Source organism: Caulobacter sp. CCUG 60055 (genome assembly GCF_022750545.1).
Lineage (GTDB): Bacteria > Pseudomonadota > Alphaproteobacteria > Caulobacterales > Caulobacteraceae > PUIC01.
Genome location: NZ_PUIC01000010.1, coordinates 140,950 through 160,988, shown reverse-complemented (window position 1 = coordinate 160,988; position 20,039 = coordinate 140,950). Strand labels below are relative to the sequence as shown.

Sequence of the window (20,039 nt, the reverse complement as noted above, 5' to 3'; positions counted from 1 at the left end):
GCTCTAGCCCATGAGCACCGAAGCCCTCGCCGAGCGCGCCGTCGACCTGCTGGCCAGGCTGGTCGCCTTCGACACCACCTCCCGCCTGTCGAACCTCGACCTGATCGCCTTCGTCGAGGACCTCCTGGCCCGGCAAGGCGTGTCCAGCCGGCGCGTGGTCAGCCCCGACGGCGCCAAGGCCAACCTGCTGGCCAGCATCGGCCCGGCGGTCGAAGGCGGCGTCGTCCTGTCGGGCCACACCGACGTGGTGCCGGTCGACGGCCAGCCCTGGACCAGCGACCCGTTCGTGCTGACCGAGCGCGACGGCCGGCTGTACGGCCGGGGAACCTGCGACATGAAGGGCTTCCTGGCCCTGGCCCTGGCGGCGGTCCCGGACCTGGTCGCCCGCCCCCTGGCCCGGCCCGCGCACCTGGCCTTCTCCTATGACGAGGAGGTCGGCTGCCTGGGCGCGCCCGACCTGATCCGCGAGATCGGGGCCAGCCTGCCCCGCCCGGCGGCGGTGATCGTCGGCGAGCCGACCGACATGGTCGCCGTGCAGGGCCACAAGGGCATCGCCTCGTTCCGGGTGACGGTCACCGGGCGCGAGGCCCATTCCAGCCTCACCCATCTGGGCGTCTCGGCCAATATGGCGGCGATCCGCCTGCTGAGCAGCCTCGCCGAGTTGTCGGCGCGGCTGGAGCGCGAGGCCGACCCCGCCTCGCCCTTCCTGCCCAAGGGCGCCAGCCTGACCGTCGGCCAGATCAACGGCGGCACGGCGGTCAACATCCTGGCCCGCGAATGCGTCTTCCTGTTCGACCTGCGCACGCCGCCCGGCCTCGACCCCACGGCCCTGCTCGGTGGGTTCTTCGCCCAGGCCGAAGCCCTCGACGCCGAGCTGAAGGCCCGCGCCCCCGAGGCCGGCGTGCGGGTCGAAACCCGCTCGATGACCCCGCCCCTCGCGCCCGAGCCCGAGGGCGCGGCCGAGGCGTTGGCCCGGCGGCTGGCCGGCGACAACGGCCCCGGCCGCGTGGTCGCCTACGCCGCCGAGGCCGGCCAGTTCCAGCAGGCCGGCTTCTCGACCGTCATCTGCGGTCCCGGCTCGATCGACCAGGCCCACCAGCCCGACGAATATGTCGAGATCAGCCAGATGCAGCGCGGCGCCGCCTTCATGGCCCGGCTGATCGAGGCCTTGCGCGCCTGATTTCGTTCAGCCGCGGATCGACCGCAAGACGACCCGGCGACCGAAGAAGGCCACCGGGTCCCAGGCCATCACCCGCAGGATGCGGCCGCTGTCCGCCTTGCGCCGCGCCTGCAGCTCCCGGCGGGCCGCCAAGGCCGGCCCCAGGTCGCCGAGCGCGGCGCGGACGCCTCGCCAGGTCACCCGCGTCAGGCCGCGCTTCAGGCCCAGCAGCAGCAGGCCCGCCGTCACGGCGGCGTGCAACGGGGCGGTCAGCCACAGAAGCAGCGGCGGAGTGTTCTTGACGAAGGTCCATACCCGGTTGCGGCTGCCGTGGAACACCGCGAAATCGGAACGAACCCCCAGGGTGGCCGACCCCACATGGCTGACCACCGCGTCGGCCGCCAGCACCGTGGCGTGGCCGAGCAGGCGCAGGCGATAACCGAGGTCGACGTCCTCGCAATAGCAGAAGAACCGTTCGTCGAAGCCGCCGATCTCCAGGAACAGGCGGCGGTCGATCATCATCGCCGCGCCGCAGGCCGAGAACACCTCGCCGTCCTCCAACGGCCGCCGCGCCTTGCCGTAGCCGCCGCGGAACGGGATGCCGGCCGAGGTCATGACGTCGCCCGCCCCGTCGAGCCGCGTCGGGTCGGCCGCGTCGAGCTGCAGCGAGGCCAAGCACGCGACGCCCGGATGGCGCTCGGCGGCCGCGACGAGGCGCTCCAGCCAGTCGGACTCGGCGTAGGCGTCCGGATTGAGCAGGACCAGCCAACGCCCGCGCGCCTGCTCGGCGGCGCGATTGTTGCCGGCGGCGAAGCCGAGATTGTCCTCGAAACGCAGCAGCCGGATCGCCGGGTCGGCCTCGGCGGCGGCCACGGCGGCCCCGTCGGTCGAGGCGTTGTCGACCAGCAAGGTCTCGAAGTCCGTGAAGGTCTGCGCCTTGAGCGCGGCCAGGCAGCGTCCCAGGGTCGGGCCGCTCTGATAGGCGACCACGACGACGCTGATCAGCGGCTCGCCGCTTTCGATCTTGCCAGATTGCGACGCGCGGGCCATGCGGGTCCTTATGAGTCCAATGCGTTCAGTAAAGGCCCCATGACGACTGTCACGCCGCTGGCGATCCCCGAGGTGCTGCTTATCACGCCGAAGCGGTTTGGCGATGAGCGCGGGTTCTTTTCCGAAACCTGGCGCGCCGACACCTTGGCCGAGGCCGGCGTCGACGTCGCGCTCGTCCAGGACAACCACGCCTTCACCGCCGAGCCCTTCACCCTGCGCGGCCTGCATTTCCAGACCGGGCCGCACGCCCAGGCCAAGCTGATCCGCGCCTGTCGCGGCGCCATATTCGACGTGGCGGTCGACGTGCGGCCAGGCTCGGCGACCTATGGCCGCTGGGTCGGGGCCGAGCTGTCGCGCGACAACGGCGCCCAGCTCTACATCCCCGCCGGCTTCGCCCACGGCTACGCCACCCTGACCCCCGATTGCGACGTGCTCTACAAGGCCAGCGCCTACTACGCCCCTCAGGCCGAGGGCGGCCTCGCCTGGAACGACCCGGCCGTGGGAATCGACTGGCCCTTCCCCGCCGACCGGGCGCGGCTGAACGCCCGCGACGCGGCCTGGCCCAAGCTTGCGGAGCTGGCGCCGTGCGCATTCTCCTGACCGGCGCCAGCTCGTTCACCGGCGCCTGGTTCGTCCATGCGCTGGCCGAGGAGGGGCACGAGGTCGTCGCCCCCCTGCGCGCCGCCGGCGGCTATGACGACCCGATCCGCCGTCGCCGCGTCGCGGCGCTGGAAGGCCGCGCCCGCCTGGTCCCGGCCGCGCCGTTCGGCTCGGCCGCCTTCCTGGCCCTGATCGCGACGGAAGGGCCGTTCGACGTCCTGTGCTGCCACGGCGCGGAGACCGCCGACTACAAGAGCCCGGGCTTCGACGCCGACGCCGCGGTCGCCGCCAACACCGCCGGCCTGCCGCAGGCGCTGGAGGCCATGAAGGCTGCGGGCGGACGGCGGCTGGTGGTCACGGGCACGGTGTTCGAGGGCGGCGAAGGCCGCGGAACCGAACCCCTGGCCGATTTCAGCCCCTACGGCGCCTCCAAGCGGCGCACCGCCGAGATCATGGCCGCCGAGGCGGCCAAGGCGGGATTGGACTACGTCAAGTTCGTCATCCCCAACCCGTTCGGCCCGCACGAGGGCCCGACGTTCCAGCGGCGGGTGATGAGCGGTTGGGCGGCGGGCGAGGCGATCCATGTCTCCCACCCGCTCTATGTCCGCGACAACGTGCCGGTCGACCTGCTGGCCCTGGCCTATGCGCACGCCGTCGAGGGCCGCTCGGGCGCGCACCCGTCACCCTCGTTCTACGCCGGCCCCGTGGGCGCGTTCTTCGAGCGGATGGCGCAGGAGACGCGGGCGCGCACCGGCCTGGCCTGCCGCCTGACCCTGGCCGACAGCCAGTCCTTCGACGAGCCCGAGGCGAGGATCAATCTGGAGCCGCTGAACCCGGCCGACCACGGCTGGTCCGAGGCGGCCTTCTGGGACGCCTACGTCGCCCACTACGCCTGAGCGGCGGGCTCCAGCCGCTCCACCGCCCAGCGCGCCGCGTCGCGCACCACCTCGGACGGATCGTCGAGCAGCGTCGCCGCCGAGGCCGCCAGCGCCGGGTCGCCGGAATTGCCGATGGCGTAGAGCACGTTGCGCACGAAGCGGTCGCGGCCGATGCGCTTGATCGGGCTCTTGGAGAACAACGCCCGGAAGCCGGCGTCATCCAACACCGCCAGTTCGGCCAGCGAAGCGCCGCGCAGGACCTGGCGCGCCTGCAGCTTGGCCTCCTGGCCCGCCTTGGCGAACTTGTTCCAGGGACAGACGGCCAGGCAGTCGTCGCAGCCGTAGATGCGGTTGCCGAGGGCGGCGCGGTAGCGGTGCGGCACCGGCCCGGCGTGCTCGATGGTCAGGTAGGAGATGCACGCCCGGGCGTCGAGCTGGTAGGGCGCGGGGAAGGCCCCGGTCGGGCAGATGTCCAGGCAGGCCCGGCAGACTCCGCAATGATCGCCCTCGGCCGCGTCGGGCGCGATCTCCAGCGTGACCAGGATCGCCCCCAGGAACAGCCATGACCCGAACCGCCGCGACACCAGGTTGGTGTGCTTGCCCTGCCAGCCGAGTCCGGCCTTCTGGGCCAGAGGTTTCTCCATCAGCGGCGCGGTGTCGACGAACACCTTCAGCTCGCAGCCCTCGGCCTCGACCAGCCAGCGGGCCAGCGCCTTGAGCCGCTTCTTGATGACGTCGTGATAGTCGTCGCCCTGGGCGTAGACCGAGATCGCCGCGCGGCTGCGGTCCTCCAGCGCCGCCAGGGGATCGACCTCCGGGCCGTAATTGACGCCCAGCACCAGGGCCGAGCGGGCCGCGGCCCACATCGCCTGGGGGTGGGCGCGCCGCTCGACGGTCTCGGCCATCCAGGCCATGTCGCCGTGCCGGCCCTTTTCGATGAATTCGGCCAGCCGCCCGGACGCCGGCCACGGCTCGCTGGCCGAGGCGAAGCCGCAGACGTCGAATCCCAGGGTCGCCGCCTGGGCGCGGATGCGGTCCTTCAGGTCGTCAGAAGTCGAGGTCGTCATAATGGCCGGCCGGCGGCATGCCGGGCCAACGGTCGGCCAGGAGCGGCCGGAAGCAAGGGCGCGACTTGATCTTCATGTACCAGGTCTTGGCGATGGAAAAGTCGCGCCAGGGCACGTCGCCGAAATAGTCGATCACCGAGATGTGGGCCGCGGCGGCGAAATCGGCCAGGCTGAGCCGCCGCCCCGCCAGCCAGTCGCGGTCCGCCAGCAGGGTCTCGACATAGGCCAGGTGCGTCTTAAGCGCCTCGCGGCCGCGCCGCAGTCCCGACAGGTCGGGCGCGCCCAGGCCCATCAGGCGCTTCTCCATCTTTTCATAGAGGAGGAAGCCGTTGACCTCGCCGTCGAACTTGCGGTCGAACCATTGCAGCAGCCGCCGCGTCTCGGCCCGCTCGGCCGCCGTCCGGCCCAGCAGCGCCGGCTCGGGCGCGGTCTCCTCGAGGTGCTCGAGCACCGCCCGCCCCTCGCAGACCACCACCTTCTCGCCGTTGCGCTGTTCGACCAGCACCGGCGTCAGGCCCGACGGGTTGAGCGCCAGCCATTCCGGCCGCTGCTCCCACACCCGCTCCTGGATTTCGGCGAAAGGCAGCCGCTTTTCGCCCAGGGCGAGGCGCACCTGACGCGAGGCCGGGTCGAGCGGAAAATGGTGGAGGGTGCGTTCGACGGACATCCGCGCCGTGCTGGATCCTTGGTTGGGGTGATCGGCCAATAGATCCAGGACCTCTTAAGGCGGCGTTTACCCGGCCTCAAGACCTCGCGTTTTCAACAGCTTCAGCCGCGGCCGGCGCGTGGCCCGTCTCGGCGAAGGCGCCGCCGTGCGGTTCGGCGAAGCCGCGCGGGTCGGGATGGATGATGATGTCGGCGGCGGGAAAGGCCTCCAGCACCCGGTTCTCGGCGGCGACGATCGCCTGATGGGCCTCGCGCAGGCTGAGATTCGGGTCGAGGTCGGCGTGCATCTGGATGTGGACATAGGGTCCAGACGCGCGGGTGCGCAGCTGGTGCACGCCCTTGATGCGCGCGTCCGAGGTCATCAGGTCGACGATGCGCCCGCGCGCGTCGTCCGGCAGTTCGTGGTCCATCAGCTGCAGAGAGGCTTCGCGGAACACCCCGACCGCCCCCCAGACCAGCCAGCCGGCGACGGCGAGGCCGGCGACCGCGTCCAGCACCGGGGCCTTGAACAGGGCCGCCGCGCCGATGCCGACCATGGCGACGAGGTTCGAGGCGAGGTCGGCGGCGTAGTGGGCGCGATCCCCTGAGACCGCCACCGAACCCGTCTGGCGCAGCACCCGCGACTGGGCGGCGATCAGCACGCCGGTGATGACGATCGAGGCCGCCATTACCGCCACGCCCCAGCCCTCGGCCGCGATCGGCGCGGGGTCGATGATGCGGCGGACGGCCTCCTGGCCGATCAGCGCCGCCGAGGCGAACACCAGCCCGCCCTGGATCAGGCTGGCGAAGGCCTCGGCCTTGCCATGGCCGAAGCGGTGTTCGGCGTCGGGGGGGGCCGCCGCATAGCGCACAGCGAAGAAGGTGATCAGCGAGGCCACGAGGTCCAGCCCCGAATCGGCGAGCGAGGCCAGGAGGGCGACCGAACCGCTGACCAGCCACACCCCGCCCTTGAGCAGGATCAGCGCCACCGCCACGACCACCGACAAGGTGGTGATGCGACGGGTCAGGGCGGCGGTCTCGGCGACGGACAGGCTGGGCGCGGTCATGCCGCCAGATTAACGGCCGCGCCGCGCCGGCCCCAGCGCGAACGACTCGCGCGAGTCGTTTTCAGCACCGCCTTTTCGGCGCCGGCCTTGGACCCCGGCCGCCGCTCAAGCGGCCTGGGCTTCCGGCGCCGGACCGACATAGACCGATTGCGGACGGATCAGGCGGCCGCCGGCGACCTGTTCGCGGGCGTGGGCGATCCAGCCGGCCGTCCGCCCCATCGCGAACACGCAGGTGAAGACGTCCGGCGGAAAGCCCAGCGCCTCCAGCAGCAGGGCGGTGTAAAATTCGACATTGGTCTGCAGCGGCCGGTCGGGCTTGCGCGCCTTGAGGATGGCCAGGGCCGCCGCCTCCACCGCCTCGGCCAGGGCCAGCCGGCCGGACGCGAGCTCGCGGCTCTCTCCCAGCGTCCGCACAGCCTGCTTGAGCGCGTCGGCGCGGGGGTCGCGCACCCGGTAGATGCGATGGCCGAAGCCCATCAGCCGGTCGCCCCGCGCCACCGCCGCGTCGAGCCAGGCGAAGGCGTCCTCCGGCCGGCCGATGGCGTCGAGCATGTCGATCACCGGACCGGGCGCGCCGCCGTGCAGCGGTCCCTTCAGGGCGCTGAGGCCGGAGATGACGGCCGAGGTCAGGCCGGCCCGGGTCGAGGCGGTCACCCGCGCCGCGAAGGTGGAGGCGTTGAGGCCATGGTCGCTGACGGTGGTCAGATAGGCGTCGAGACCGGCGGCCTCGGCCGCGCTCGCGGGGGCGTCCCGGAACATGCGCAGCACGTCGGCGGCGTGCCCCAGGGACGGGTCCGGCGCCACGGGCGCCAGGCCCCGGCGCGCCCGCGCCGCCGCGGCGGCGAACACCGCGGGCGCGGCCAGCAGGGCGTAGGCCGTCGCCAGATCGTCGCCGTCGGCGAGCCGGGCCAGCAAGGCGCGCACAACCTCGATCGGCGGCCGGTCGAGCAGGCGCGCGTCCAGGGCGGCGACCTCGGCGAACACGGCGGCGCGGGCGCGGCCGAGGTCGCGGGCGAACCCTTCGAGCGCCGGCAGGTCGTCGAAGAAGCCGTCGAACAGCAGCCGCGCGGTCTCCTCGAAACTGACGCGGCCGGCGAGCTGGTCGAGGGAGCGGCCGCGGATCACCAGGCGGCCGGCGGCCCCGTCGACCTCGGACAGCACGGTTTCGGCGGCGACGACGCCTTCCAGACCATCAGACATCGGAGTTCTCCTCGAAGGTTTCCCTTGAGATCGGCGCACGCTCCGCTATCGTCAATCTTGATCAATCTAATCAATATATCGACATGACCGACTGGCTGACGGCGAAACAGGCGATGGAGGCGCTGGGGGTGCGGCCGCAGACCCTCTACGCCTATGTCAGCCGCGGCCGCGTCGAGGCTCGCGCCCGGGACGACGATCCGCGCAAGAGCGTCTATCGGGCCGCCGACATCGAGCGGCTGGCCCGGCGCAAGGCGCGCGGCCGGGCCGCCGCCGCCGTGGCCGAGGAGGCGATCGCCTGGGGCGAGCCGGTGCTGCCGTCGGCCATCACCACCGTATCGCACGGCAGGCTCTATTATCGCGGCGAGGACGCGGCAGCGCTGGCCGGGCGGGAGACGCTGGAGGCCGTCGCCGCCCGCCTGTGGGGCGCCGCCGTCGATCCGTTCGACCGCCGGCCTGGTCCGATCCCGGACGGTCGCGACCCGCGCGCCCGCATGTTCGCCAGCCTGGCCGCGCGGGCCGCCGCCGATCCGCCGGCCCGCCGCCGCGCGCCGGACGTCCTGCACGCCGAGGCCGCCAGCCTGCTCGACGGCCTCGCCGACGCCGTGGCCGGGGCCCCCGGGGTCGGCCGCATACACCAGAGGCTGGCCCGATCCGGCGGCTGCGGCGAGGACGGCGCGGATCTGATCCGCCGCGCCCTGGTGCTGCTGGCCGACCACGAGCTCAACGCCTCGACCTTCGCGGCGCGGGTGGCCGCCTCGACCGGCGCCTCGCTGGCCGCCGCCGCCCTGGCGGGACTGGCCGCCCTGTCCGGCCCGCTGCATGGCGGCATGGCGGCCAGGGTCCAGGCCTTCATGGACGAGGTCAGCCGCCGCGGCCCCCATCGCGCCATCGCCGCGCGCCAGGACCAGGCCCTGCCGATCCCCGGCTTCGGCCATCCGCTCTATCCCGAAGGCGATCCGTGCGCCCGCGCCCTGCTCGACGCCTTCGCGCCGCCGCCGCTGTTCGCCGAGACCGAGGCCGCCGTCGCCGCCCTGACCGGCGAGCCCCCCAACATCGATTTCGCGCTGACCGCCCTCGCCGAACGGCTGGACCTGCCGCCCGAGGCGCCCTTCCTGCTGTTCGCGACCGGCCGCTGCGCCGGCTGGCTGGCCCACGCCCTGGAGCAGGTCGCCGCCGGACGCCTGATCCGCCCCCGCGCCCGCTACGTCGGACCGGCGCCCGACTCGGCGGCGTAGAAGGCGTTGCGGGCGGCCATCATCGCCCCGACCATCTCCCGCTCGGCCTCCGACAGATAAGGGTTCCATACGTCGAAGATCAGGATAACGCGGGTCTCGTCGGCGTCGTTCCAGGCTTCGTGCTCGATGGTGTCGTCGAACACCCAAGCCTCGCCCATGCGCCAGGGACGCTCGTCGTTGCCGACCCGGAAGCGGGCCGGCCCCGGCAGGATCAGCGGCAGGTGGGTCAACAGCCGCGCGTTGGTCGAGCCCGTATGGGCCGGAATATGCGTGCGCGGCTGCAGGGCGGAAAACACCGCCGTGGGCGCGAAGCCGGGCTGGTCCGCCATCGGCAGGCTTTCCAACAGCGCCGCCGTACCGGGACACAGGTCGCAGATCTCGTCCTGCCGCGCGCCGTCCCGCCACAGCCAGAGCGAGCTCCATTTGCGGGAGTGGTTGAGCTCCTCCCACTGGTTGACCGGCGCGCCCGGCGGATAGGCGATATAGGGCGCGAACCGGTCCATGCCCCCGGTCGAGACCAGGGCGGCCAGCTCGTCGCGGATCATGTCCGTGGCCGCCTCCAACCGGGGCAGCCAAGGGAACAGCTCCCGGTCGAAGAACTGCACCACCGGCAGGCCTGGAAAATGCATCAGCAGGGGCTGGGGCTGGTACACGCGCTTGCGGCCGGCGAACAGGTCGAGCGCCTCGTCGAAACGGCGCTGCGCCGCATGCGCGTGCCTGGAACGCACCGCGTCCACCTGCCCGGCCATGAACGCCCGCAACGCCTCGGCGTTCTCGGCCACCACCTGACGCGCCCGCGCCAACGGCTGCGCCAGCCCCGGCGGCGTCTTGTCCGGCGACGGCGCGATGGTCAGCGCGTCCTTGTAGATCGACGCCGCCGCGCGGATCAGCCCCATCCGCTCGAGGATCGCGCCTTTCGAAAGCAGCGCGATGAACAGGTAGGGCTCGATCTCCAGGGCGGCGTCCAGCGCGGCCAGAGCCGCCGGCAGATCGCCGCGCAGGCGCAAGGCCAGGGCGATATTGAGGCGGACATTCACGTCGCGGGGCGCGGCGCGCTCGGCTCGCCGCAGGATGTCGAGCGCCGCGTCCGCGTCCCGCCGCGCCAAGGCCGCATTCGCCCGGCTCAGCAACTCCTCGACGTCGACCACGTCGGCAATCATCGTACGGTCCCCGGCGGCGCGCCCCACGCCGCATGTGTTCAGCGAATCTAGATCGGCGGGGGCGGCGGCGCGACGGCGCTGATTACAGTTTCGTAATGCTGCGACAGGATGCCGCGTCCCTGTGCTTCGATGCGCCCGGCGCCCATTTCGCCGGCGCCGCGGGCTGGCGCCGGCGGGCGGCTCGCCTAAGCTCGCCGGCAGCGACGTCTCGCGGAGCCCGTTCGAATGCGCCTTGAAACCACGCCCCTCTGGCTGATCGCGCTGGTCATGACCCTGGTCCTCCTGGCGGCGGAGGAGCTGGGCTATCGCTGCCATAGCCTGTTCGGACGGTTCACCGACCGGGACGACGGCAAGGACGAGGCCGGCGTCGGCTACCTTCTGTCGGCGACCCTCGCCCTGCTGGGCCTGCTGATCGCCTTCACCGTGTCGATGTCGGCCGACCGCTACAACGCCCGTCGCCATCTGGTCGTCGCGGAAGCCAACGCGATCTCGACCGCCTATCTGCGGGCCCAGCTGCTGGACGAGCCCGCCCGGGGGCGGCTGAGCGGCCTGTTCGGCAGCTACATCAAGGCCCGCGAGGACTTCTTCACCGCCGGCGAAAACAAGGCCGCCATCGCCGACGCCGACGCCCGCACCGGCGCCCTGCAGGCCAGGATATGGGCCGAGACGGCCCGCGCGGTGCGGGCCGCGCCGGCCGCGACGATCAACCCGTCTCTGCTCCAGGCCATGAACGAGGCCTTCGACATCGCCTCGGCCCGACGCGCCGCCCTGGACGCGCGGGTGCCCGCCGCCATCCTGCGCACCCTGGCGGCCTACGCCGTGGTCGCCGCCGCGCTGATGGGCTACGGCCTGGCGCGGGCGCGGCGGCGGCATTTCGTCGCCTCGACCACGCTGTTCGTGCTGCTGGCCCTGTCGATCACCCTGATCATCGACCTCGACCAGCCGCGGTCGGGCCTGGTGACCATCTCGCAGACGCCGATGAGCCGCACGGCCGAGAGCATCCGGCAGATGGAGGGCGCCAAGGCGGTGGAACAGCCGCCGTCCGACCCGTCGCCGAACTAGGGCGTTCCGTCCAGCCCGTTCAGCGCGGCGAACAGCCGGGCGACGTCGATCGGCTTGCCGACATGGTCGTCCATGCCGGCGGCGGCCATCTGGTCGACCTGATGGGGCAGGATGTTGGCGGTCAGGCCGATCACCGGCGTGCGCCGCAGCCCTGCCGCCGTCTCGCGGGCCCGGATCGCCCGGGTGGCGGCCAGCCCGTCCATCACCGGCATCTGAAGATCCATCAGCACCACGTCCCAGCCCTGTCGCGCCCAGGCCTCGACCACCTGGGCCCCGTCGTCGACGATCAGCGGCTCGATCCCGACCTGCCGCAGCAGGGTGCGCAGCACCAGCTGGTTGACCGGATTGTCCTCCGCTGCCAGCACCCGCAGCGCCCCGGGCAAGGGGACGGCCGGTCCGGACGAAGCCGGCGGTGGCGAGGCGATCCGCGCCAGGGGCAGGACCAGGCGGAAGGTCGAGCCGGTTCCGGGCCGGCTGTCGGCGACGATCTCGCCGCCCATCAGGGCGCAGAGGCGCCGGCAGATGGCGAGGCCCAGCCCCAGGCCGCCGTGACGGCGCGTGCTCGACGCGTCGAGCTGGACGAAGGGCGCGAACAGGCGGTCGATCTCTTCAACCGGCACGCCCGGCCCGGTGTCGGCGACGGCGATCTCCAGGCCGCCAGCCAGGCGGGCGCGCACGTCGATGCGGCCGGCCTCGGTGAACCGGACGGCGTTGGACGCCAAGTGCCGGATCATCTGGGTCAGGCGGCGGACGTCGCCGCGATAGACCCCCTTGGCCTCGCCGGCGATCGTTACGGCGAAGGCCACGCCCTTGGCCTCGGCCTGGGCCGCGAACGGCGCGCAGGCGGCTTCGACCGCCGTCTCCAGGTCGAAGGGCGCGGCGGCGATCTCCAGCCGGCCGGCGTCCATATTGGCCAGGTCGAGCACCTCGTCCAGCATGCCGGTCAGGGTCTCGCCCGACCGCCGGATCACCGCCAGCCGCTCGCGCTGGACGCCGGACAGCTCGTCCGCCTCCATGGCCTGGGTCATGCCGAACACGCCGTTGAGCGGGGTGCGGATCTCATGGGTCATGGTCGCCAGGAAGATGCTCTTGGCGGCCTGGGCGGCCTCGGCCTGCGCCTCCTTGCGGGCGGCCTCGCCCAGCGCCTCGCGCATGCGCCGGTCGCTGCTGACGCGCGCCGCCCCGTAGTGGGCGACATAGGCGAAGAAGGCGGCGACGGCGAGGACCGCCAGGAGGGCATGGGGAAGAGGCGAGCCGGCCAGGGCCAGCACGGCGGCGACGGCCGTCGCCGCGAAGGTCGCCGCCAGGCAGGCGCCGCCGATCAGACGCGATATGACGAACTCGCCCGTGCAGCTGATGGCCACGCAGCCGAACATCGCCATGCCGCCGAGCATGGCGGTCCGATCCCCACGGACCACCAGGGCCAGGGGCAGCAGGCAGTAGAGACCGGTATAGGCGAAGCTGAACAGGGCCAGCGCCCGTTCGCCCCCCCGACCGGTCAGCTTGAACGCCTCTATGGCCCAGCAGAGGCACTGGCTGACGCCGATCAGGGCCAGGGCCAGGACCAACCAGGCAATCGCATAGGAAGGGCTAAGCCAGATCCCTGCGCCGAACGCGGCGACGATGGTCAATGGAACAATAATTAGCGCGTCACGTCGGCGAAAGCGGACGATATTCGTCCACGACATTGAAGCGTCACTCTGAACCAACCGCATTACTCCACCGGTTGGCGAAACTTGCTGGCCATGACTTAACCGCGAATAAATGCAGCCGTCGCCAGACGCGAAAAATGGCTCAAAAGGACAATTTCAGCGCGAGGGGGCGCCGGCGCGACGGCCGGCGCCCCCTCGCCGCCGTCAGGCGCGTTCGGGAACCGGGCCCTCGACCGCCAGCGGGTGGCTGAGCCGACCGACCATCTCCTTGGGGCACACCTGCCAGAAGAACGCCCGCGTCCGGTCCCAGTCGCGCAGCAGGTCGGCGGCGAACGACGAGCCAGTCTCGCGGGCGTGCTCGCCGATCAGTGAACGGAGCATGCCCTCCCAGTAGGGCGAGCGCAGCCGGTCGACCAGGACGCTGTCGCGGTTGACCCGGGTCTCGAACCGGCCGTGCATGTCGAGCACGAAGGCCATGCCGCCGGTCATGCCGGCGGCGAAGTTGTCGCCGGTGGGGCCCAGGATCACCGCCATGCCGCCGGTCATGTATTCGCAGCCGTTCGCGCCGCAGCCCTCGACCACCGTCACCGCGCCCGAGTTGCGCACGGCGAAACGCTCGGCCGCCTGGCCGGCGGCGAACAGCCGGCCCGACGTCGCCCCGTAGAGGCAGGTGTTGCCGAGGATGGCGTTGGCCTGCGACATCGCCAGATAGGGTGCCGGCCGGACGGCGATGGTCGCCCCCGACAGCCCCTTGCCGACATAGTCGTTGGCCTCGCCGGTCAGCTCGATGCGCAGGCCCTGCACGGCGAAGGCGCCCAGGCTCTGGCCGGCCGAGCCCTTGAGCTGCACGGTCAGGTGGCCCGACGGCAGGCCGCGCAGATTGTACTTGCGCACGATGTGGCTGGAGATGCGCGAACCGATGGCCCGGGCGGTGTTCCGCACGGTGTAGGTCAGCTGCATCTTCTCGCCGCGCTCGAGCAGGGGCGCGGCGTCGCGGACGATCTGGGCGTCGAGGGTGTCGGGCACCTCGTTGCGGCCCTCGATCGTGCAGTAGGGCGCGTTCGCCCCCGGGTCGGCCTTGACCAGCAGCGGGTTGAGGTCGAGGTCGTCGAGGTGTTCGGCGCCCCGGCTGACCTGGGCCAGCAGGTCGGTGCGGCCGACGATGTCCTGCAGCCGCCTGAAGCCCAGCGAAGCCAGGATCTCGCGCACCTCTTCGGCGATGAAGCTGAACAGGTTGATGACCTTCTCCGGCGAGCCGGTGAACTTGGCCCGCAGGGCCTCGTCCTGGGTGCAGACCCCCACCGGACAGGTGTTGGAATGGCACTGGCGCACCATGATGCAGCCCATGGCGATCAGGCTGGCCGTGCCGATGCCGAACTCCTCGGCGCCCAGCATGGCGGCGATCACCACGTCACGGCCGGTGCGGATGCCCCCGTCCGTCCGCAAGCGGACGAAGTGGCGCAGGTTGTTGAGCGTCAGCACCTGGTTGGCTTCAGACAGCCCCATCTCCCAGGGACCGCCGGCGTACTTGATCGAGGTCTGCGGCGAGGCGCCCGTGCCGCCGACGTGGCCCGAGATCAGGATGACGTCCGCCTTGGCCTTGGCCACGCCGGCGGCGATGGCGCCGATGCCGGTCATCGACACCAGCTTCACCGTCACCCGCGCATCGGGATTGATCTGCTTGAGGTCGTAGATGAGCTGGGCCAGGTCCTCGATCGAATAGATGTCGTGGTGCGGCGGCGGGCTGATCAGCATCACGCCGGGGGTGGCGTGGCGCAGCCGGGCGATCATCTCGGTGACCTTGAAGCCGGGCAACTGGCCGCCCTCGCCGGGCTTGGCGCCCTGGGCGACCTTGATCTCCAGCTCGCGGCACTGGTTCAGATATTCGGCGGTGACGCCGAACCGGCCCGAGGCCACCTGCTTGATGGCCGAGTTGGGGTTGTCGCCGTTGGGCAGCGGCTTGTAGCGCGCCGAGTCCTCGCCGCCCTCGCCCGAGACCGACTTGGCCCCGATGCGGTTCATGGCGATGTTGAGCACCCCGTGGGCTTCCGGCCCCAGCGCCCCCAGGCTCATGCCCGGGGTGACGAAGCGCTTGCGGATCTCGTTGACGCTCTCGACGTCGTCCAGCGGCACCTCGCCGTGGGCCGGGCTCCAGTCGAGCAGGTCGCGGATCTGGATCGGCCCCTGGCCGCGCATGCCCTCGGACCAGCGCTTGTAGACGGCGTAGTCGCCGCTGTCGCAGGCGTGCTGCAGCGTGTGGATCAGCCGCGCCTCGAAGGCGTGGGCCTCGCCCGAACGGCGCGCCTTGTAGAAGCCGCCCATCGGCAGGCTGATCGCCGCCGCGTCCCAGGCCTTGCGGTGGACCTCGACCGCCTTCTTCTCCAGGCCGGCCAGGCCGATGCCCGAGATGCGCGAGGGCATGCCGGGGAAGAACTCGGCGACCAGGGCGCGCGACAGGCCGAGCGCCTCGAAGTTATGGCCGCCGCGATAGGACGAGATGACGCTGATGCCCATCTTGGAGATGATCTTCAAAAGGCCGCCCTCGACGGCGGTCTTGAAGTTGATGCACACGTCGCGGAGGGTCAGGTCGCCGCACAGGCCGCGCTCCAGACGGTCCTGGAAACCCTCCTGGGCCAGATAGGCGTTGACCGCCGTCGCCCCGACGCCGACCAGCACCGCGAAATAGTGCGTATCCAGACATTCGGCCGAACGGACGATGATCGAGATGTACGAACGCAGGCCCTTCTGCACCAGCCAGCTGTGCACCCCGCCGGTGGCGAGGATCATCGGCAGGCCGACGCGGTCGGGGCCCGAGCCTTCGTCGGTGAGGACGATGGTGGCGCAGCCGCGCAGCACGGCGTCCTCGGCCTCGGCGCGGATGCGGTCGAGATTGGCGCGCAGGGCGTCGCCGGGGCGGGCCTCCGGCGCCGGGATCGGCATGGTGCAGTCGATGACCGCCAGGTTCTTGGCGCCGATATAGCCCTGGATGCGCTCGTACATCCCGGTGGTCAGCACCGGGCTTTCCAGCACGTAGACATCGGTCTGGGCCTCGTCCTGGGCCAGGATGTTGCCGAGGTTCTTGAACCGGGTCTTCAGGCTCATGACGCCGGTCTCCCGCAAGGGGTCGATCGGCGGGTTGGTCACCTGGCTGAAGTTCTGACGGAAGAAGTGGCTGAGCGGCCGGTACTTTTCCGACAGCACCGCCAGCGGCGCGTCGTCGCCCATCGAGCCGATGGCCTCCTTGCCGTCCTCGACCATCGGCGCGAGCACCAGCTCCAGGTCCTCCAGGCTCATGCCGGCGGCCACCTGGCGGCGGATCAGCTCCTCGCGGCCGAAACGGCGCGGCTCGGGCCCCGGCCCGATCTCGGCCTCCAGGTCGACCATGTTGCCGAGCCAGTCCGTATAGGGATGGCGGTCGGCCAGTTCGTCGATGATCTCCTCCTCGCCGTAGAGGCGGCCCTCGACCAGGTCGACGGCGATCATCCGGCCGGCGGAGATGTGGGTCTTGGCGGTGATGCGCTCGTCGGCGACGCCGCACATGCCGGCCTCCGAGCCCATGATCACCAGGCCGTCGTCGGTATAGGCCACGCGCAGCGGGCGCAGGCCGTTGCGGTCCTTGCCGGCCACCACCCAGCGGCCGTCGGTGGCGCACACCGCCGCCGGGCCGTCCCACGGCTCCATCACGGCGTTGGAGTAGGAATAGAGCGCCTTGTGCGAGGCCTTCATCTCGCTCTTGCCGTTCCAGGCCTCGGGCATCAGCAGGGTCTTGGCCATCGGCGCGTCGCGGCCGGCGCGGACCAGCACCTCGAAGGTGTTGTCGAGCGCGGCCGAGTCCGAGCCACCCGGCTGGATCACCGGCTTCACGTCGTCCCCGAAATCGCCGAAGGCGTCGGCCGCCATCTTGATCTCGTGGCTCTTCATCCAGTTGACGTTGCCCTTCAGCGTGTTGATCTCGCCGTTGTGGGCCAGCATCCGGAACGGCTGGGCCAGCCGCCATTCGGGGAAGGTGTTGGTCGAGTAACGCTGGTGGAAGATCGCCACCGCCGCCGCGAAACGGGCGTCGCGCAGGTCGGGATAGAACTCGTCGATATGCTCGGCGAGGAACATGCCCTTGTAGATCAGCGAGCGCGCCGACAGCGAGCAGACATAGAAGCCGCCGGCCAGATTGGCCTGGGCGACGCGCTTTTCGATGCGCTTGCGGCACAGGAACAGGGCCCGCTCCAGCGCCTCGCCGTCGAGGCCGGCCGGCGGGGCCAGCATGATCTGCTCGATCTCGGGCCGGGCGGCGTTAGCCTTCTCGCCGATCACCGAGGTGTCGACCGGCACCTGGCGCCAGCCATAGATATAGAAGCCGAAGCGCAGCACCTCGCTTTCGACGATGGTCCGGGCCATTTCCTGGGCGCCCAGGTCGGTGCGCGGCAGGAAGATCTGGCCGACGGCGACCGGGCCGGGGCGCAGTTCGTGGCCGGTGCGCCGGACCTGATCGGCGAAGAAGTCCTGCGGCACCGAGACCAGGATGCCGGCCCCGTCGCCGGTCTTGCCGTCGGCGTCGACCGCGCCGCGGTGCCAGACCGCCTTCAGCGCCTTGATCGCCAATTCGACCACTTCGCGGCGGGGGGCGCCGTCGATGGCGCAGACCAGGCCGACGCCGCAGGCGTCGTGCTGGGCGGTGATGTCATAGCCGCCATTGGCCTCGATCAGGCGCTGACGGTCGGCCAGGTATTGGGCGGTTTGCGGATGTTGAGCGCCGTCGGCGGACATGGCGGGCTCCCTGCCTATTCGGCGGCCAGGGCGGCGGACGCGCCGGCCTGGGCCTGGATGTAGCGGTCGATGGCGTCGGCGGCGTCGCGGCCGTCGCGGATGGCCCAGACCACCAGCGAGGCGCCGCGGACGATGTCGCCGGCGGCGAACACCCCGTCGAGCGAGGTCATCTGGGTCTTGAAGTCGGCCCGCACCGTGCCCCAGCGCGAGACCTTCAGGTCTTCGGCCCCGAACAGGGTCGGCAGGTCCTCCGGATCGAAACCCAGGGCCTTGACGACCAGTTGGGCCGGCAGGTCGAAATCGCCGCCCTCGATCTCCTCCGGGGTCTGGCGGCCGGAGCTGTCGGGCGGGCCCAGGCGCATGCGGACGGCGCGCACGCCGGCGACGCCGGCGGCGTCGCCCAGCACCGCGCGCGGCGCGGCCAGCCATTCGAACACCACGCCCTCCTCCTCGGCGTTGGCGACCTCGCGCATCGAGCCGGGCATGTTGGCCTTGTCGCGGCGATAGAGGCAGGTGACCGAGCGCGCGCCCTGGCGGATGGCGGTGCGCACGCAGTCCATGGCGGTGTCGCCGCCGCCGACCACCACCACGTCCTTGTCCTCGGCGTAGAGCGCCGGGTCGGCGTCCCCGTCGCCGAGGCCGGCCCGGTTGGAGGCGATGAGATAGTCGAGCGCGGCCACCACGCCGGCGGAGCCGACGCCGGGCGCGGACAGGTCGCGGGCCTTGTAGACCCCGGTGGCGATCAGCACGGCGTCGTGCCGGGCCCGCAGGTCGGCCAGGCCGGCGTCGCGGCCGACCTCGAAGCCCAGGCGGAACTGAACGCCGCCCTCGGCCAGGCGCGCGGTGCGGCGCTCGACCACGTCCTTCTCCAGCTTGAAGCCGGGAATGCCGTAGATCAGCAGGCCGCCGGCGCGGTCGTGGCGGTCGTAGACGGTGACCTGATAGCCGCGCTCGCGCAGCCGCTCGGCGGCGGCCAGGCCGGCGGGGCCGGCGCCGACGATCCCCACGGATTGCGGGCGCTCGGCGCCGGCGCGCAGGGGCTGCACCCAGCCCTCCTCCCAGGCCCGGTCGGTCAGGTAGCGTTCGACCGCGCCGATGGTCACGGTGCCGTGGCCCGACTGCTCGATGACGCAGGAACCCTCGCACAGGCGGTCCTGCGGGCAGATGCGGCCGCAGATCTCGGGCATGGAGTTGGTCGCCTGCGAGATGTCGTAGGCTTCCTGCAGCCGGCCGGCGGCGGTCAGCCGCAGCCAGTCGGGGATGTTGTTATGCAGCGGACAGTGGGTCTGACAGAACGGCACGCCGCATTGCGAGCAGCGCGAGGCCTGTTCGGCCGCCTTGGCGTCGATGTAGTCGGCGTAGATCTCGTGGAAGTCGCGATTGCGCGTCTCCGCCTCACGCTTCTGCGGCGTGGCGCGGTCGACGGTGGTGAACTTCAACATGCGCTCGGCCATGGCCGGGGCCTTCCTTCGACGACTTGAGGGAAATTCTTTGCGGCGACGGGCTATTATGGAGGCCGTTTGGCAATGAAAACCCTTTAGTCCCATTATTAGACCACTTTTCAGGCAAATCCGCGTGAAGCCGCCCTGGGCCGAGCGAACCATGCGGGAATATGGTCCACTTTATGGATAAACTTCTCATTTACCGTAACGGGCGCACTCGGGCGAGGCGGCGTGGAGAGCACAGATGAACGACTGGCTGATTGCGGTGATCCTGGGCCTGATCGAGGGCCTGACGGAGTTCATCCCGGTCTCCTCGACCGGCCACCTGATCCTGGCCAAGGACGCCCTCGGCCTCACCGACGCCGGCTGGGACACCTTCATCGTGCTGATCCAGCTCGGGGCCATCCTGGCCGTGGTGCTGCTCTATTTCCAAAGGCTGTGGCTGGTGGCGACCCGCCTGGGCCACGATCCGCGCGCCCGGCATTTCGTGCTGAGCGTGCTGGTCGCCTTCCTGCCCGCCGTGGTCCTGGGCGTCGCCCTGCACGACATCATCAAGGGCGTGTTCTTCGAAAGCCCCAAGCTGATCTGCTGGTCGCTGATCCTCGGCGGCCTGGTCCTGCTGGCGCTCGACCGCTGGCCGCCCAAGCCCACGCACGACGACGCCATGCGCTATCCGCTGCTGACCTCGCTGGGCATCGGCTTCTTCCAGTGCCTGGCGATGATCCCCGGCGTGTCGCGCTCGGGCGCGACCATCGTCGGGGCGCTGCTGCTCAAAGCCGACAAGCGCTCGGCGGCGGAGTTCAGCTTCTTCCTGGCCATGCCGACCATGGCCGGCGCCTTCGCCTACGACCTGTTCAAGAACCGCCACAACCTCGACCTGCACCACGGCGGGCTGATCGCCGTCGGCTTCGTGGTGGCGTTCCTGTCAGGGCTGGTGGTGGTGCGGGCCCTGCTCGACTTCGTCGCCAAGCGCGGCTTCGCCCCGTTCGCCTGGTGGCGCATCGTCATCGGCGCCGGCGGCCTGATCGCCCTGGCCCTGACCGGGCGCTAGCGCCAGCGCA

At 71.3% G+C, this 20,039-nt stretch carries 15 protein-coding genes; 6 read left to right on the top strand and 9 right to left on the bottom strand.

Going from position 1 to position 20,039, the window contains the following annotated elements:
* The first annotated feature begins 10 nt into the window (after positions 1-10).
* Positions 11-1,180: an acetylornithine deacetylase gene (gene argE / locus C5708_RS15165; protein ID WP_242922433.1), complete on the top strand. Its 1,170-nt coding sequence runs from the start codon at positions 11-13 to the stop codon at positions 1,178-1,180.
* Between the two features lie 6 nt (positions 1,181-1,186).
* On the opposite strand, the gene C5708_RS15160 is transcribed toward argE, so the two are convergent.
* Positions 1,187-2,209 carry a glycosyltransferase family 2 protein gene (locus tag C5708_RS15160; RefSeq protein WP_242922431.1) on the bottom strand — a complete coding sequence of 341 codons (1,023 nt, stop codon included), beginning with the start codon at positions 2,207-2,209 and terminating at the stop codon, positions 1,187-1,189.
* A gap of 39 nt (positions 2,210-2,248) precedes the next feature.
* Here C5708_RS15160 and rfbC point away from each other — a divergent pair, with 39 nt between their 5' ends.
* Complete coding sequence (gene rfbC / locus C5708_RS15155) at positions 2,249-2,809, top strand: dTDP-4-dehydrorhamnose 3,5-epimerase (RefSeq protein WP_242922429.1); 561 nt, start codon at positions 2,249-2,251, stop codon at positions 2,807-2,809.
* The gene (locus C5708_RS15150) at positions 2,794-3,705 is read left to right on the top strand and encodes an NAD-dependent epimerase/dehydratase family protein (RefSeq protein WP_242922428.1); all 912 of its coding nucleotides are present in this window, start codon (positions 2,794-2,796) and stop codon (positions 3,703-3,705) included. The genes rfbC and C5708_RS15150 overlap by 16 nt, the downstream gene beginning before the upstream one ends.
* Here the strand turns inward: C5708_RS15150 and queG are convergent.
* From queG to C5708_RS15130, 4 genes are all read right to left on the bottom strand, one after another.
* On the bottom strand, positions 3,696-4,754 hold the full coding sequence (gene queG, locus C5708_RS15145; RefSeq protein WP_242922426.1) for a tRNA epoxyqueuosine(34) reductase QueG: 1,059 nt from the start codon (positions 4,752-4,754) through the stop codon (positions 3,696-3,698). The two genes, C5708_RS15150 and queG, sit on opposite strands and share 10 nt — an antisense overlap.
* Positions 4,735-5,421: a glutathione S-transferase family protein gene (locus C5708_RS15140; RefSeq protein WP_242922425.1), complete on the bottom strand. Its 687-nt coding sequence runs from the start codon at positions 5,419-5,421 to the stop codon at positions 4,735-4,737. Before C5708_RS15140 ends, queG begins: the two co-directional genes overlap by 20 nt.
* Positions 5,422-5,497: 76 nt before the next feature.
* Positions 5,498-6,466, bottom strand: coding sequence for a cation diffusion facilitator family transporter (locus tag C5708_RS15135; RefSeq protein ID WP_242922424.1), 969 nt, complete (start codon positions 6,464-6,466; stop codon positions 5,498-5,500).
* A gap of 105 nt (positions 6,467-6,571) precedes the next feature.
* Positions 6,572-7,666 carry a citrate synthase gene (locus C5708_RS15130; RefSeq protein ID WP_242922423.1) on the bottom strand — a complete coding sequence of 365 codons (1,095 nt, stop codon included), beginning with the start codon at positions 7,664-7,666 and terminating at the stop codon, positions 6,572-6,574.
* A gap of 83 nt (positions 7,667-7,749) precedes the next feature.
* Between C5708_RS15130 and C5708_RS15125 the strand changes: the two genes are divergently transcribed.
* Positions 7,750-8,901: a citrate synthase family protein gene (locus C5708_RS15125; protein WP_242922422.1), complete on the top strand. Its 1,152-nt coding sequence runs from the start codon at positions 7,750-7,752 to the stop codon at positions 8,899-8,901.
* Here the strand turns inward: C5708_RS15125 and C5708_RS15120 are convergent.
* The gene (locus C5708_RS15120; protein ID WP_242922421.1) at positions 8,868-10,061 is read right to left on the bottom strand and encodes an aspartyl/asparaginyl beta-hydroxylase domain-containing protein; all 1,194 of its coding nucleotides are present in this window, start codon (positions 10,059-10,061) and stop codon (positions 8,868-8,870) included. The two genes, C5708_RS15125 and C5708_RS15120, sit on opposite strands and share 34 nt — an antisense overlap.
* 225 nt (positions 10,062-10,286) lie before the next feature.
* Between C5708_RS15120 and C5708_RS15115 the strand changes: the two genes are divergently transcribed.
* Positions 10,287-11,123, top strand: coding sequence for a hypothetical protein (locus C5708_RS15115; RefSeq protein ID WP_242922420.1), 837 nt, complete (start codon positions 10,287-10,289; stop codon positions 11,121-11,123).
* Here the strand turns inward: C5708_RS15115 and C5708_RS15110 are convergent.
* From C5708_RS15110 to C5708_RS15100, 3 genes are all read right to left on the bottom strand, one after another.
* Positions 11,120-12,691, bottom strand: a complete 1,572-nt coding sequence (locus C5708_RS15110; protein ID WP_242922418.1) for an ATP-binding protein — start codon at positions 12,689-12,691, stop codon at positions 11,120-11,122. The genes C5708_RS15115 and C5708_RS15110 overlap by 4 nt on opposite strands.
* A gap of 288 nt (positions 12,692-12,979) precedes the next feature.
* Positions 12,980-17,536: a glutamate synthase large subunit gene (gene gltB, locus C5708_RS15105; protein ID WP_242922416.1), complete on the bottom strand. Its 4,557-nt coding sequence runs from the start codon at positions 17,534-17,536 to the stop codon at positions 12,980-12,982.
* 14 nt (positions 17,537-17,550) lie between these two features.
* Positions 17,551-18,990 (bottom strand): NAD(P)-dependent oxidoreductase, encoded by a 1,440-nt coding sequence (locus tag C5708_RS15100; RefSeq protein WP_242922414.1) that lies wholly within the window; start codon positions 18,988-18,990, stop codon positions 17,551-17,553.
* 232 nt (positions 18,991-19,222) lie between these two features.
* On the opposite strand from C5708_RS15100, the gene C5708_RS15095 reads away from it, so the two are divergent.
* Positions 19,223-20,029, top strand: coding sequence for an undecaprenyl-diphosphate phosphatase (locus tag C5708_RS15095; protein WP_242922412.1), 807 nt, complete (start codon positions 19,223-19,225; stop codon positions 20,027-20,029).
* Positions 20,030-20,039: the final 10 nt, after the last annotated feature.

Excerpts from the sequence above, each read along its gene's own strand:
- C5708_RS15130 (WP_242922423.1), bottom strand. The coding sequence starts at position 7,666 with ATGTCTGATGGTCTGGAAGGCGTCGTCGCCGCCGAAACCGTGCTGTCC.
- rfbC (WP_242922429.1), top strand. The coding sequence starts at position 2,249 with ATGACGACTGTCACGCCGCTGGCGATCCCCGAGGTGCTGCTTATCACG.
- C5708_RS15100 (WP_242922414.1), bottom strand. The coding sequence starts at position 18,990 with ATGGCCGAGCGCATGTTGAAGTTCACCACCGTCGACCGCGCCACGCCG.
- C5708_RS15115 (WP_242922420.1), top strand. The coding sequence starts at position 10,287 with ATGCGCCTTGAAACCACGCCCCTCTGGCTGATCGCGCTGGTCATGACC.
- C5708_RS15135 (WP_242922424.1), bottom strand. The coding sequence starts at position 6,466 with ATGACCGCGCCCAGCCTGTCCGTCGCCGAGACCGCCGCCCTGACCCGT.
- queG (WP_242922426.1), bottom strand. The coding sequence starts at position 4,754 with ATGACGACCTCGACTTCTGACGACCTGAAGGACCGCATCCGCGCCCAG.
- gltB (WP_242922416.1), bottom strand. The coding sequence starts at position 17,536 with ATGTCCGCCGACGGCGCTCAACATCCGCAAACCGCCCAATACCTGGCC.
- C5708_RS15125 (WP_242922422.1), top strand. The coding sequence starts at position 7,750 with ATGACCGACTGGCTGACGGCGAAACAGGCGATGGAGGCGCTGGGGGTG.
- C5708_RS15095 (WP_242922412.1), top strand. The coding sequence starts at position 19,223 with ATGAACGACTGGCTGATTGCGGTGATCCTGGGCCTGATCGAGGGCCTG.
- C5708_RS15160 (WP_242922431.1), bottom strand. The coding sequence starts at position 2,209 with ATGGCCCGCGCGTCGCAATCTGGCAAGATCGAAAGCGGCGAGCCGCTG.
- C5708_RS15140 (WP_242922425.1), bottom strand. The coding sequence starts at position 5,421 with ATGTCCGTCGAACGCACCCTCCACCATTTTCCGCTCGACCCGGCCTCG.
- argE (WP_242922433.1), top strand. The coding sequence starts at position 11 with ATGAGCACCGAAGCCCTCGCCGAGCGCGCCGTCGACCTGCTGGCCAGG.
- C5708_RS15120 (WP_242922421.1), bottom strand. The coding sequence starts at position 10,061 with ATGATTGCCGACGTGGTCGACGTCGAGGAGTTGCTGAGCCGGGCGAAT.